Source organism: Photobacterium japonica, assembly GCF_050337005.1.
GTDB lineage: Bacteria > Pseudomonadota > Gammaproteobacteria > Enterobacterales > Vibrionaceae > Photobacterium > Photobacterium japonica.
On the sequence record NZ_JAKJSN010000015.1, the window covers coordinates 55,216 to 70,079 of the forward strand.

10 protein-coding genes and 1 tRNA gene are annotated in these 14,864 nt (G+C 48.5%); 9 read left to right on the plus strand and 2 right to left on the minus strand.

What is annotated here, in order from left to right; all coding sequences use genetic code 11:
- Positions 1 to 73: 73 nt before the first annotated feature.
- The 3 genes from dnaG to L4C36_RS06575 all read left to right on the plus strand — a co-directional run bounded on the left by dnaG (position 74) and on the right by L4C36_RS06575 (position 4,060).
- On the plus strand, positions 74 to 1,828 hold the full coding sequence (gene dnaG, locus L4C36_RS06565) for a DNA primase (RefSeq protein ID WP_428476995.1): 1,755 nt from the start codon (positions 74 to 76) through the stop codon (positions 1,826 to 1,828).
- Between the two features lie 92 nt (positions 1,829 to 1,920).
- On the plus strand, positions 1,921 to 3,765 hold the full coding sequence (gene rpoD / locus L4C36_RS06570; RefSeq protein WP_428476996.1) for an RNA polymerase sigma factor RpoD: 1,845 nt from the start codon (positions 1,921 to 1,923) through the stop codon (positions 3,763 to 3,765).
- 218 nt (positions 3,766 to 3,983) lie between these two features.
- Positions 3,984 to 4,060, plus strand: a tRNA-Ile gene (locus tag L4C36_RS06575).
- 125 nt (positions 4,061 to 4,185) lie between these two features.
- On the opposite strand, the gene L4C36_RS06580 is transcribed toward L4C36_RS06575, so the two are convergent.
- Positions 4,186 to 4,557 (minus strand): hypothetical protein, encoded by a 372-nt coding sequence (locus tag L4C36_RS06580; protein ID WP_428476997.1) that lies wholly within the window; start codon positions 4,555 to 4,557, stop codon positions 4,186 to 4,188.
- Between the two features lie 771 nt (positions 4,558 to 5,328).
- Here L4C36_RS06580 and tdcB point away from each other — a divergent pair.
- Genes tdcB through pflB form a run of 4 tightly spaced genes read left to right on the plus strand, consistent with a single transcriptional unit; the run spans position 5,329 to position 11,213 of the window.
- Positions 5,329 to 6,318, plus strand: coding sequence for a bifunctional threonine ammonia-lyase/L-serine ammonia-lyase TdcB (tdcB, locus tag L4C36_RS06585; RefSeq protein WP_428476998.1), 990 nt, complete (start codon positions 5,329 to 5,331; stop codon positions 6,316 to 6,318).
- 23 nt (positions 6,319 to 6,341) lie between these two features.
- The gene (gene tdcC, locus L4C36_RS06590) at positions 6,342 to 7,661 is read left to right on the plus strand and encodes a threonine/serine transporter TdcC (RefSeq protein ID WP_428476999.1); all 1,320 of its coding nucleotides are present in this window, start codon (positions 6,342 to 6,344) and stop codon (positions 7,659 to 7,661) included.
- A 32-nt stretch (positions 7,662 to 7,693) separates the two neighbouring features.
- Positions 7,694 to 8,905, plus strand: coding sequence for a propionate kinase (gene tdcD, locus L4C36_RS06595; RefSeq protein ID WP_428477000.1), 1,212 nt, complete (start codon positions 7,694 to 7,696; stop codon positions 8,903 to 8,905).
- A 13-nt stretch (positions 8,906 to 8,918) separates the two neighbouring features.
- Positions 8,919 to 11,213 carry a formate C-acetyltransferase gene (gene pflB / locus L4C36_RS06600; protein WP_428477001.1) on the plus strand — a complete coding sequence of 765 codons (2,295 nt, stop codon included), beginning with the start codon at positions 8,919 to 8,921 and terminating at the stop codon, positions 11,211 to 11,213.
- Between the two features lie 114 nt (positions 11,214 to 11,327).
- On the opposite strand, the gene L4C36_RS06605 is transcribed toward pflB, so the two are convergent.
- Entirely contained in the window at positions 11,328 to 12,449 is a 1,122-nt protein-coding gene (locus tag L4C36_RS06605) for a sensor domain-containing diguanylate cyclase (RefSeq protein ID WP_428477002.1), read from the minus strand.
- Between the two features lie 72 nt (positions 12,450 to 12,521).
- Between L4C36_RS06605 and L4C36_RS06610 the strand changes: the two genes are divergently transcribed.
- Positions 12,522 to 12,845, plus strand: coding sequence for a hypothetical protein (locus tag L4C36_RS06610; protein ID WP_428477003.1), 324 nt, complete (start codon positions 12,522 to 12,524; stop codon positions 12,843 to 12,845).
- A 412-nt stretch (positions 12,846 to 13,257) separates the two neighbouring features.
- Entirely contained in the window at positions 13,258 to 14,670 is a 1,413-nt protein-coding gene (gene pykF, locus L4C36_RS06615) for a pyruvate kinase PykF (RefSeq protein WP_428477004.1), read from the plus strand.
- Positions 14,671 to 14,864: the final 194 nt, after the last annotated feature.

Here is a 14,864-nt window from a genome sequence, read left to right on the forward strand (position 1 = left end):
CAAAGCGTTATTCCCTAAATAACCTTTTGCTTTGATGCATCTTCTCTCATCACTTTCAGGTAACACGCGCACTATGGCAGGTAAAATCCCACGTACTTTCATCGATGATCTGATTGCCAGACATGACATCGTAGATATCGTGGATGCCCGCGTGAAGCTCAAAAAGAAAGGCAAAAACTTCGGTGCTTGCTGCCCGTTTCACAACGAGAAAACCCCCTCTTTTTCCGTCAGCCAAGAAAAACAGTTCTACCATTGCTTCGGCTGTGGTGCGCACGGTAACGTCCTTGATTTCGTGATGGAATTCGATCGCCTTGAATTTGTTGAGGCGATTGACGAGTTGGCGTCTCAAGTGGGATTGGAAGTGCCTCGAGAAGAAGGCTCGGGCGGTGGACAACCTATCGCTCGCAGCAAAGAAAAACTCGGCATGTACGAGATGATGGGGCAAATCGGCCAATTCTACCAATCCCAACTGCGCACCCAAGAAGGCAGCGTCGCGATTGATTACCTCAAAGGCCGTGGCCTGTCTGGGGAAATCGTCCAGAAATTCGGGATTGGCTTTGTGCCGGATCAGTGGGACCTTGTTCGCACCCGCTTTGGCCGCAATAACGAGGCGCAAGACACCCTCGTCACCGCAGGCATGTTGATCGAAAACGACAACGGCCGCCGTTACGACCGCTTCCGTGGCCGTGTCATGTTCCCAATCCACGACCGCCGTGGCCGTGTGATCGGCTTTGGTGGCCGCGTACTGGGTGATGGCACCCCCAAGTACCTCAACTCACCGGAAACCCCCATCTTCCATAAAGGGCGTGAACTGTACGGCCTGTATGAAGTGCTGCAAGCCTATCGGGAACCCGAGAAGCTTCTGGTGGTCGAAGGGTATATGGATGTCGTGGCATTGGCGCAGTTTGGCGTCGATTATGCCGTGGCCTCACTGGGTACCGCGACCACCAGTGATCATATCCAAACCTTGTTCCGTCAAACCAGTACCGTGGTGTGCTGTTACGACGGTGACCGCGCCGGACGCGATGCCGCATGGCGTGCCATGGAGCAAGCGCTGCCGTATCTCAACGACGGCCATCAGCTCAAGTTCATGTTCTTACCCGATGGTGAAGATCCGGATACCTATATCCGCCAGTTTGGCAAAGACGGCTTTGAACAGCAGATCAACGAAGCGATGACGCTGTCGGAGTTCATGTTCAACTCACTCGTTGCCCAAGTCGACATGAGCAGCAGAGAAGGCAAAGCGAAGCTGAAGACACTCGCCAAGCCACTGCTTGAGAAAGTCGCTGGTGACACGTTGCGTGAGTACCTCCTCAACACACTGGGCTATAATTTAGGGCTACCGCCTGATCAAATTCGCATCGAACTCAAGCGGGATGAAACGCAACGACATCGACCACCTCAGCAAGAAATTAAACGCACCCCGATGCGTGAGGTGATTGCACTGCTCATCCAGCATCCCGATTTTGTGAACAGCCTTGAATTTGAGATGACGGCATTTGAAGGGATCGAGGTTGCCGGACTAAATTTATTGATATCAATAGTTGAAAAGTGCCGTACGAACCCCAATATCACTACAGGCCAGTTACTAGAGAACTGGCGCGGAAGCAAGAACGAAGGCATGTTGGCCCGCTTGGCCGCCTGGGAGCTTCCCCTCAGCAAAGATGAGGATAACACTCTAGATGTATTTTTAGACGCAATGGATAAAGTATTAGACCAGTGCGTTAAACAACAAATCGAAAAGTTGCAGGCTAAATCGAATACCGTCGGCTTATCAGTCGAAGAGAAGCGGGAATTGCAGTTACTCATACTCAACCGTCCCGGCTAGTACGTAGTCATCAATTAAGAAATTTGTTATAATTAATGGTTTGCATCTCTGCATACTACTCTCYCAATCAGACCCTAAGTTGGATATCGTCTATGGAGCAAAATCCGCAGTCACAGCTAAAGTTACTTGTTGCTAAAGGCAAGGAACAAGGCTATCTGACCTACGCCGAAGTAAATGACCACCTACCAGAAGACATCATTGATTCTGATCAGGTGGAAGACATCATTCAGATGATTAATGACATGGGTATCAAGGTAGTTGAAACTGCCCCTGATGCCGATGAACTGATGATGACAGAAGACAATGCGGACGAAGACGCGATTGAAGCCGCGGCGCAAGCCCTTTCGAGTGTAGAAAGCGAAATTGGTCGCACTACCGACCCAGTACGCATGTACATGCGTGAAATGGGTACCGTAGAACTCCTGACCCGTGAAGGCGAAATTGATATCGCAAAACGCATTGAAGATGGTATTAACCAGGTTCAGTGTTCAGTTGCCGAATATCCAACCGCTATCGCATACCTGCTTGAGCAATTCGATAAGGTTGAAGCCGACGAACTGCGTCTGACGGATATCATTTCAGGCTTCGTTGATCCAAACGAAGAAGAAAGCACGGCGCCAACAGCTACGCACATCGGCTCAGAGCTGAGCGGTTCGGATCTTGAAGATGAAGATAAAGATCTTGAAGACGGTGACGATGACGACGCAGAAGAAGAAGAAGATTCAGGTATCGACCCTGAACTCGCACGTGAAAAATTCACGGAACTGCGTCTAGCGTATGACAAAATGGCGCTGGCCATTGATACTAACGGTCGTCAGAACCCAATCACTGAAGTGGCGATTGAAGAGCTTTCTGATATCTTCAAACAGTTCCGTCTGATCCCTAAGCAATTCGATAAGCTGGTTAGCTCACTGCGCGAATCGATGGACAAAGTGCGTACCAACGAACGTCTGATCATACGTATGTGTGTCGACAACAGTAAGATGCCGAAGAAAACCTTCGTCAACCTGTTTGCGGGCAACGAATCATCAAGCGAGTGGATCGACGAAGCGCTTAATTCAGGTAAGCCCTACGCAGAGCGTCTGAAAACGTACGAAGAAGATCTTCGTCGTGCTTCACTGAAACTGCGTATTCTAGAACAAGAAACCGGTCTGTCTATTGAGCGCATCAAAGACATCAGCCGTCGTATGTCTATCGGTGAAGCGAAAGCCCGCCGTGCGAAGAAAGAGATGGTAGAAGCAAACTTGCGTCTGGTTATCTCTATCGCGAAGAAATACACCAACCGTGGCCTACAGTTCTTGGATCTGATCCAAGAAGGTAACATCGGTCTGATGAAAGCGGTTGATAAGTTTGAATACCGCCGTGGTTACAAGTTCTCGACGTACGCAACATGGTGGATCCGTCAGGCTATCACGCGTTCTATCGCGGATCAGGCACGTACCATCCGTATTCCAGTACACATGATCGAAACCATCAACAAACTGAACCGTATCTCTCGTCAGATGCTTCAGGAGATGGGTCGTGAGCCACTGCCAGAAGAATTGGCAGAGCGCATGCAAATGCCGGAAGACAAGATCCGTAAAGTACTGAAGATTGCGAAAGAGCCAATCTCAATGGAAACCCCTATCGGTGATGATGAAGATTCACACCTAGGTGATTTCATTGAAGATACCACGCTTCAGCTACCAATGGATGCAGCAACGGCGACCAACCTACGCATGGCAACCAACGACGTACTCGCAGGCCTTACACCACGTGAAGCCAAAGTACTGCGTATGCGTTTCGGTATCGATATGAACACTGACCACACCCTAGAGGAAGTGGGCAAGCAGTTCGACGTAACGCGTGAGCGTATTCGTCAGATCGAAGCCAAAGCCCTACGTAAACTGCGTCACCCAAGCCGTTCAGACGTGCTACGCAGCTTCCTTGACGAATAATCGTCTCGGATAAAAAAACACAAAAACGGGCCTTGTGCCCGTTTTTTTATATCTCGCCTCCATCCACCATTTTCTCCGTTATCACGCATGTCTTTTCAATGTGTTAGCCTACATGCGATCCACACCTAACTGCGGCACAACCGCCTAAAAAGCAAGCAAAACAAACACTTTATTCGCTAGACAACCCGCAAGCCATCCCATATAATTTCCCGCACACTGGCCCCTTAGCTCAGTTGGTTAGAGCAGGCGACTCATAATCGCTTGGTCGACAGTTCAAGTCTGTCAGGGGCCACCAAATTCGTTCGTAAGAACAAAAAAGGCCGAAGCGGTGAATAACCGCTTCGGCCTTTTTGTATGTCTTTTTTCATCTCGAGAAAGCGACCTGCTGCACTGCAAGCCGCTCATGCTGTCATGACAGGGTTACATTTCCTTCATGGCTGACACCACCGAGGGATCATTAATGAGATTAAACAGCAGGCTCTTTACTGATGAGCGCTGGGCATCCGATAATGCTTTCTTCGGGTTCTCTCTCGATTGCGTCAAAATGTTTTTGATGAACTTACTGTTCGTACCGGAGATTTCATACACAAACCGGAGCGTGTCGAGCAACTCCCCTTGAGGCAAGCTATAAACAGCCATCTCACAACTTAAGCCATCCATGGAAAGGAAGTTATTCACGACCTCCTTGCGCTCTGCATTGAACTTCTCTTTCGCCTCATGGGCGTCAATCAACGCCTGCACTCTCTCGGCGATTGCCACTGGCACTTCCATTATTTTGGTTTGATGATTCATTACAGATTCTCCTGATCTCGCAGAGGGTTAATCACTGGGTCATTGCAGACGGCCGATATGCATTGGCGACATTTACCCATTGTTTTCACCTCCTTATTATAGCGGTATGGTGAACGAGGTCACCAGAATAGCGGTGCTATGATACACCGCATCACTCAGCGGGTAACACAATAACTCGCCACAGCCGCAAAACATTCAGCGTAACCTACGCGCTGACTGTTCTATCAGCATTTTTCTCTGCCACATATTCATCCATGATCCAGCGTCTTGTTCATCTTCACCCTCTCAGCTTCCCTGCTACGTAAAAATGCCCCATTTTTTCCCTCTGCACGCAGCAAATGGTCAACGACAGATCATGATGCTTTACTTAATTAACACAAACAGAACATTTAACACCAATATTACAGGATAATTCACTACCTTAGATCAAATTAGGCAGTTGATTATTTTTTACTTGAATTTAGTTTTGGCATTTAATTTGTGATACGAACCGCAACACACGAGGTTCGTATCGCGTATATTTAAAAACACAGAGAAGATAAAGGAAGCATCATTTTGGTAAAAATAAAAATGTAATCAGCCGTCATAATCATTCAGTTTTGAAATATCACTGCGTTCCTATTCAATCGATTAATAATAATCGGTACGTATTGCTATTTTCATTTTTCCAGCACTTATTTATTTAGATAAGAACCATTTCTTATCTAAATAAATAGGTTAACGATGCTCTACCCTACATAAAACAGTTAACCATAATAAAAAGAGGAAAAAATGGATATTACCCTGACCAGAGCGATTACGCTTAATGATATTAAATTAGCCAAACAACGGTTAACGGGGAAAGTGTATAAAACCGGTATGCCTAAATCAAACTATTTAAGTGAACATTGCCACGGTGATGTTTATTTAAAGTTTGAAAATATGCAGCGTACCGGTTCGTTTAAAATCCGTGGTGCCTTTAATAAATTAAGCGCATTGAGTGACGAAGACCGGAAGAAAGGGGTCGTTGCATGTTCCGCCGGAAACCATGCACAAGGGGTCTCACTCTCCTGCGCCATGCTGGGTATTGATGGCAAAGTGGTGATGCCAACCTGTGCCCCGAAAGCGAAAATTGCGGCCACGGAAGGGTATTCCGCTGACGTGATCTTACATGGCGAATCGTTCAATGAAACCATCGCGAAAGCCAAGGAAATCGTTGAAGCAGAGGGCCGTATTTTCATCCCGCCGTTTGATGATGCGGAAGTCATTGCCGGCCAAGGCACCATTGGCCTTGAGATCCTTGAAGACCTGTATGATGTCGACAATGTGATTGTGCCTATCGGTGGCGGCGGCTTGATTGCCGGTATTGCTACGGCGATTAAATCCATCAATTCAAAAATTAAAATCATCGGCGTACAGTCCGAAAATGTACACGGCATGACCGCGTCTTACCGTGCCGGTGAAATCGTGAATCACCGCACCCAAGGGACATTGGCGGATGGTTGCGATGTCGCACGTCCTGGTGAATTAACATTTGAAATTGTCAAAGAGTTGGTTGACGACATTGTATTGGTCAATGAAGACGAATTATTAAATAGCATGGCTATCTTAATTCAACGAAATAAAGTCATTGCCGAAGGGGCCGGTGCATTATCCATTGCCGCGTTATTAAGTGGGAAATTAGATAACTACATTCAAAACAAAAAGACCGTCGCCATTATTTCGGGCGGTAATATTGATTTGTCTCGCGTATCTCAAATCACCGGATTGGTTAGCATGTAAAAGGATGAACGACAATGAGTGTAATGGACAACGTTATTGTTAACCAGTCAGAAAAATCAGACTGGAGAAAATCAGATACAACGTGGACTTTAGGTTTATTTGGTACCGCGATTGGTGCGGGCGTTCTCTTCTTTCCTATTCGCGCCGGATATGGGGGTTTATTCCCGATATTGATCATGGCAATGCTGGCGTTTCCTATCGCCTATTATTGTCACCGTGCATTAGCTCGATTATGTCTGTCTGGCACCAATATTTCAGGCAATATCACTGAAACCGTTGAAGAGCATTTTGGTAAAACTGGGGGGATTGTGATCACCTTCCTCTACTTCTTTGCCATCTGCCCACTGTTGTGGATCTACGGCGTGACCATCACGAACACCTTTATGGCGTTTTGGGAGCACCAATTACAATTACCGGTCATAAACCGTGGCATCGTGGCTTTCGGCCTGCTGCTCGCCATGGGTCTGATTATCTGGCTGGGTAAAGATCTCATGGTCAAAGTCATGAGTTGGCTGGTCTTCCCTTTCATTGCGAGTTTAGTACTGATTTCATTGTCACTGATCCCGTATTGGAACGCCTCTGTGATTGAGCAAGCCAGTTTCAGTGATATTTCATTGATGGGTAGCGATGGATTATTGGTCACCGTGTGGCTGGGTATTTCCATCATGGTGTTCTCCTTTAACTTCTCACCGATTGTCTCTTCGTTCATTGTTTCCAAACGTGAAGAGTATGAACCGACGCAAGGTAATGCATACACCGAGCGTAAGTGTTCAAAAATCATTGGTCGCGCCAGTTTCCTGATGGTTGCCGTGGTGATGTTCTTTGCCTTTAGTTGCCTGTTTACGCTGTCACCTGAAAACATGGCTGAAGCCAAAGCGCAGAATCTACCGGTTTTGTCTTACTTAGCGAACCACTTCTCCTCATTATCTGGTTCACAATCAGGCTTTGCGACCGTCCTTGAGTACAGTGCCTCGATCATCGCATTAGTGGCGATTTTCAAATCCTTCTTTGGCCATTACCTCGGCACCTTAGAAGGGATGAACGGGTTGATCCTGAAGTTCCGTTACAAAGGCGACGCCACAAAAGTGTCAACGGGCAAACTCAATGCGATCAGCATGGGTTTCATCATGGGGTCAACGTGGTTTGTTTCTTACTTAAATCCCAACATTCTTGATCTGATTGAAGCCATGGGCGCGCCGATTATTGCCTCGCTACTGTGTCTACTGCCGATCTATGCGATTCGTAAAACACCGTCTTTAGCCAAGTACCGCGGTATCGATAATATTTTTGTTGTCGTGATTGGCTTAATGACCATCTTAAACATTGTTTACAAACTGTTTTAATAAAAAAGATTAGCGATAAGCGGAGTATATAGATGATTGAATATCCGATTGTATTGGTGATTAACTGCGGTTCATCGTCAGTCAAATTTTCAGCCTTCGATGTCGAAAATTGCGATGAACTACTGTCTGGTATCGTGGATTGTGTCAATACAGAAAAGGCCTGCATTTCCGTCAATGGAAGCCCTGCTGCCTTGCTGACACGTCAGGATTATGAAGGCGCACTTACCGCCATTGCATTGGAATTGAAACAACGCGATCTCATCAATAGCGTGGCCTTAATCGGCCATCGCATTGCACACGGTGGCAATGTGTTTAAACATTCCACCGTGATCACCGATGCCGTGATTGAACAAATCCGCGCTGTATCAGCGTTAGCACCGTTACATAACTTCGCCAATTTAACCGGCGTTGAAGTGTCACAAAAGCTGTTCCCAAGCGCACAACAAGTCGCTGTTTTTGATACCAGCTTCCACCAAACACTCGCTCCCGAAGCCTATTTGTATGCCCTACCGTGGCACTACTATGAAGAGCACCATGTGCGCCGTTACGGTTTTCATGGTACGTCACACCGCTACGTCGCACAGGAGGCTTATCAACTGCTGAATCTGCCACAAGCCGACAGTGGCATCGTGATCGCTCATCTGGGCAATGGTTCTTCCATTTGTGCCGTCCATAACGGGTGCAGTGTGGATACCTCTATGGGCATGACACCGCTGGAAGGGCTCATGATGGGCACCCGCTGTGGGGATGTGGATTTTGGCGCATTGGTATGGATAGCCAAGCAAACGAATCAATCACTTGATGATCTTGAACGCGTGGTCAACACCGAATCAGGCTTACTGGGCCTGTCCGGTATCTCCTCAGATTTACGCGAACTCGAAAAAGCCTGGCACACCGGTCATGAACGCGCGGTATTGGCCATCAATACCTTTGTTCATCGTATCGCACGTCATATCGCGGGCCATGCGGCTTCCTTATCTCGTCTTGATGGCGTGATTTTTACCGGTGGCATCGGGGAAAATTCGCAGTTGATCCGCAGTCTCGTGATCAAACACTTGCAAGTGTTTGGTATCACGCTAGATGACGAAAAAAATGCCCTTCCGGGACGTGCCGGCCAACGCATTATCTCCACCGCGCAATCGCGCGTGGCGTGTGCGGTGATCCCGACCAATGAAGAAAAAATGATTGCGCTTGATGCCATCCATCTGGGTGAGATGGCACTCGCGACGATTGACGCTTACTAAGAGAATGACTGACATGGAATTAACACACGATCTTAACGCTGCTCCGTTTCACGATGCATGGGCAGGCTTTCAAGGTACTGACTGGAAACGCACTATCGATGTGCGCGCCTTTATTCAGCAGAACTACACCCCCTATGAAGGCGATGAAACGTTTCTGGCTGACGCGACCCCAGCAACCCATGCGTTGTGGGAAAAAGTCATGGAGGGCATTCGTCAAGAGAACGCTACCCACGCGCCGGTCGACTTTGATACCAACGTGGCCACCACCATCACGGCGCATGCGCCGGGCTACATCGACAAAACGTTAGAAACCATTGTGGGCTTACAAACAGATAAGCCACTCAAACGCGCACTGCACCCGTACGGTGGGGTCAACATGATCCGCAGTTCGTTTGACGCGTACGGGCGTGAGATGGATCCGCAGTTTGAGTATATCTTTACGGATCTGCGCAAAACCCATAACCAAGGCGTGTTCGATGTGTATTCACCGGAGATCCTGCGCTGCCGTAAATCCGGTGTGCTGACAGGCTTGCCGGATGGGTATGGCCGTGGACGCATTATCGGTGATTATCGCCGCGTCGCACTCTACGGTATCAGCCACTTGGTGAAAGAGCGTGACGCACAGTTTGCATCGCTACAGCCGGATCTGGAAGCCGGTCGCGATATTGAAGCGGTGATCCGTTTACGTGAAGAGTTATCCGAACAAAAACGCGCCCTGATGCAAATTCAGGAAATGGCGGCCAATTATGGGTTTGATATTTCTCACCCAGCCATGAACGCGCAAGAAGCGGTACAGTGGCTGTACTTTGCCTACCTTGCGGCCGTGAAGTCACAAAATGGTGGCGCGATGTCACTGGGCCGCACCGCAACGTTCCTTGATGTGTACATTGAGCGTGATATTCAGGCTGGCCGTTTAGATGAAACGCAGGCGCAAGAGCTGATTGACCACTTCATCATGAAGATCCGTATGGTGCGTTTCTTGCGTACCCCTGAGTTCGATACGCTATTCTCTGGCGATCCGATTTGGGCGACTGAAGTGATCGGGGGAATGGGGCTTGACGGGCGTACACTGGTCACGAAAAATGCCTTCCGTTACCTGCATACGCTACACACCATGGGGCCTGCGCCTGAGCCAAACCTGACGATCTTGTGGTCTGAGCAATTGCCGGTCGACTTCAAGAAGTACGCCGCACAGGTGTCAATCGTGACCTCCTCGCTGCAGTATGAGAATGATGACCTCATGCGCGTTGACTTCGACAGCGATGATTACGGTATCGCCTGTTGTGTCAGCCCAATGGTGATCGGTAAGCAGATGCAGTTCTTTGGCGCACGAGCCAACATTGCCAAGACGCTTCTGTACGCCATCAATGGCGGTGTCGACGAGAAGCTAAACATTCAAGTCGGCCCGAAAACCGCGCCGTTAATGGACGAGGTGTTAGACTACGATACCGTGATGGCAAGCCTGGATCACTTCATGGATTGGCTGGCGGTACAGTACATCAGTGCCTTGAACCTGATCCACTACATGCACGATAAATACAGTTACGAAGCCTCACTGATGGCCCTGCATGATCGCGATGTGTACCGCACCATGGCCTGTGGCTTGGCCGGTTTATCCGTCGCGGCGGACTCCCTCGCGGCCATTAAGTACGCTAAAGTGAGCCCGATCCGTGATGAATCCGGCTTGGCTGTCGACTTTACAATTGACGGTGACTACCCGCAGTTTGGTAACAATGATGACCGTGTCGATAGCATTGCGTGCGATCTGGTTGAACGCTTTATGAAGAAAATTCAGGCGCTGCCAACCTATCGCAACGCGGTACCCACGCAGTCCATTTTGACCATCACCTCGAACGTGGTGTACGGACAAAAAACCGGTAACACGCCAGATGGTCGTCGCGCAGGCACCCCGTTTGCGCCGGGGGCAAACCCGATGCATGGCCGTGATCAAAAAGGCGCAGCGGCGTCATTAACCTCTGTCGCGAAACTGCCGTTCGCATACGCTAAAGATGGGATTTCGTATACCTTCTCTATCGTGCCGCAAGCGCTGGGCAAAGAAGAAGGCGTCCGTAAGGCGAACTTAGTGGGATTATTGGATGGGTATTTCCATCATGATGAGGCCATTGAGGGCGGCCAGCACCTGAATGTGAACGTGCTTAACCGTGACATGCTGCTGGACGCGATCGAGCATCCTGAAAACTATCCGAACCTGACCATTCGTGTGTCCGGTTATGCCGTGCGGTTTAATGCCTTAACGCCAGAGCAAAAACAAGATGTGGTGTCTCGGACATTCACAAACGCGCTGTAAATGCCGCCAATCGGAAAAACGGCATCATAGAAAATAAGAGTGAGCATTTGCTCACTTTCATTGAAATTCAACGGGGAAAGGTGACTTTCCCCGTTTTTCCTGACGTAGCCCCGCTTATTCGCAAACCACGACCTGCCCTTTACCACGGTGCTTCGCGGCATAAAGCGCTTCATCGGCCTTGCCAACCAAGGCATCCACAGTACGTATCTCTGGGGTGATCGACGCCACACCAATACTGACCGTAAACATGATCGCGTGTGCATCAAAATAAACCGCCAGCTCCGCTATCGAACGACATAAGCGTTCAGCAATCGGCTGCGCTTGTGCCACTGGCGTATGCGGTAAGACGAGCACAAACTCTTCTCCACCCCAACGTCCGATGAAATCAGATTGACGTGTCACGCGCTGACAGCACAACGCAAACTGCTGCAACACCTTATCACCCGCTTGGTGACCACACGTATCATTGATCGCCTTAAAGTTATCAACATCAATCAACAGGCAACTTAAAGGGGCTTCTTGGGTGCAGGCAATCCGCACCTGCTGATCAAGGTGTTCAGCCAGTGCACGGCGGTTCAGCAGGTTCGTTAAGCCATCAAAGTTGGCCTGATATTCTAACCGCTCGCGTAACTGATATTGCTCCGTTATATCCATGGCTGTCACTTGCACCACCCGCTCGCCATTCCAGAGTACAGGGCGTGATAATAGGCTGAGCCAAACAGGCAGCGCATCTTCCCGTAACCCTTCTGCTTCCGTTTTAATAAACGCACACTCCCCTGAGAGCAATACATGGTTATCTTCCCACGCTTGCGCTTGATGCGACGGATTAATGCGGGGCAACATTGAGCCCGCCGCAATCAACGCGTCACTATCAGCAAAGCCAAACATCGTGGCGTACGCTTGGTTACAGAACAATGGCTGGAAATTTTTATGTACCACGATGCCTTGAATGGACCCGTCAACCAACTCGCGGTAGCGCTCTTCACTGGCTTGCAGTTGACTCTGCATCGCCATTTGACGGCTCAGATCCACAACAATGATCTGCATCGCGGGCTCACCATTCCATTCAATGATACTATCCACCGTCAGCACCGTTAAACGCTCGCCCGTCTTATTCACGTTTTCAAAGGTACGCACACCAGGCAGATCCAATCCTGACATCACGCGTTGATAGGCAATCTGAGCTATTTCGCGTTCATTGGGGGCAATCAAAGGTAGCAGGCTAGGCATGGCCATAATCTCTTCGCCTGCGTCATAACCAAAACAGCGTGCATAGGGATCTGTAGCAAATAGAGGAACGAAGTTTCGGTGGATAACAAGCCCATAATGCGTATCAATCGCGAGGGGGGCGAGCGTCGTGATGTTGTTAGACACAGCGTGACATTTTCCTATAAAACCAAAGCGGCAGGCATGCAGGCCACGCGCCACATCACCAACTCAATTGATGGCAACCACAGGAGGGTAATCGGCGTGTCACACGCATTTATATATTCTCAAAAGCAATATAATGCCAACATTGCATACAGCCAAGCACTATCCTCACAAGGAGAAGAGATGCCAACGTTAAGAGATTTATTTATTTTGGAGCTAAAAATTAATCCTCCATTGATAATAAACAAAAAAAATCTGTGAAATAGGTAGATAATCTCACTTTATCTTTGGGCATCCGTTAAAAATTTGCACACTCTCACAAGGTGATCAAAGACTTGAACTATGCTAGTATGCGTCGCTTGTTTGGCAAGCACATTTATGTAAGCCGGACATATTTTCGTCATCCCTTCGCGGTACGCTTGGTGATGACACAAATCAAGCCACAATCACCAGCACTAACAAGAGTCCCCTTTTCAAAGCAAACCGATGCTTTGGTAAGGCACTATTTTTGTTATTTTTTGTATTATCACCGTGTTCTGTAAGGTGAAAAGACAATCGTGTGAAGGCCATCACACTTGGTGATGCCAATTGACACTATTGCCCCTGCATTTTCAGGTATAACACAGTGATTCCATTTTCCCTTGGGTAAAAGTTCGTCTGGAGAGACTTCTCAATGAAAAAGACTAAGATCGTATGTACGATTGGACCGAAAACAGAATCAGTAGAAATGCTTACTAAACTGGCTAACGCTGGTATGAACGTAATGCGTCTTAACTTCTCACACGGTGACTTCGCTGAGCACGGCCAGCGTATCAACAACGTACGTGAAGTAATGGCTAACACTGGTAAGCAACTGGCGATTCTTCTAGACACTAAAGGTCCTGAAATTCGTACAATCAAGCTTGAAGGCGGTCAAGATTTTTCTCTTGTTGCAGGTCAGGAATTCACATTCACCACTGACACATCAGTGATCGGCAACCAAGACCGCGTAGCGGTAACTTACCCGGGTTTCGCAAAAGACCTAGCAAAAGGTAACATCATCCTTGTGGATGACGGCCTGATTGAAATGGAAGTTATCGACACCACTGATGCTGAAGTGAAGTGTAAAGTACTGAACAACGGTGACCTTGGCGAGAACAAAGGTGTTAACCTTCCAGGTGTTTCTGTGAAACTACCTGCCCTGTCTGAAAAAGACAAAGCAGACCTTAAGTTCGGTTGTGAGCAAGGCGTTGACTTCGTTGCGGCTTCTTTCATTCGTAAAGCAGAAGATGTAAAAGAAATCCGTGCGCTATTGAACGCGAACGGCGGCGAAAGCATCCAGATCATCTCTAAGATTGAAAACCAGGAAGGCGTTGATAACTTCGATGCTATCCTTGAAGCGTCTGACGGCATCATGGTTGCTCGTGGTGACCTAGGTGTTGAAATCCCAGTTGAAGAAGTTATCTTCGCACAGAAGATGATGATCGAGAAGTGTAACCGTGCACGTAAAGTGGTTATCACTGCAACGCAAATGCTTGATTCTATGATCAAGAACCCACGTCCAACACGCGCAGAAGCGGGTGACGTGGCGAACGCCATCATGGATGGTACTGACGCAGTAATGCTGTCTGGTGAATCAGCGAAGGGTAAATACCCAATCGAAGCTGTGACTATCATGGCGCAAATCTGTCAGCGTACTGACGGCGCACTAAAAGCAGAGCTAGGTTCTCGTCTAGACAGCGCTCGCCTACGTATCACTGAAGCGGTATGTAAAGGTGCAGTAGACACATCTGAGAAACTAAACGCTCCGCTAATTGTTGTTGCGACTGAAGCGGGTAAATCTGCGCGTTCAATCCGTAAGTACTTCCCAACAGCAAACATCCTAGCGGTAACCACTAACACTAAGACGGCGGCTCAACTTGCGCTAACTAAAGGTGTTACACCAGTGATTGTTGACTCTATCGACAACACCGATTCTTTCTACCTTCGCGGTAAAGAGCTAGCGCTAGAAACAGGTCTGGGCGCGAAAGGCGACATCGTGGTAATGGTTTCTGGTGCACTAGTACCATCAGGCACAACTAACACCGCATCTGTACACGTACTATAAGTCTTCGGATTCATACAACGTGCACTCGCATCGTAAACGGGAGCCTTCGGCTCCCGTTTTTTTATTCTGCCGCAGTGACACCTCACCGTAACGTCTCACAACGATTTCTCCGTCCAGCACTTCCCTGCATGATCCCCCCCTTGACCTAAACGATTCCCCGTCTCGCTTCCAGTTCATTCAGACTATCGCGTCGC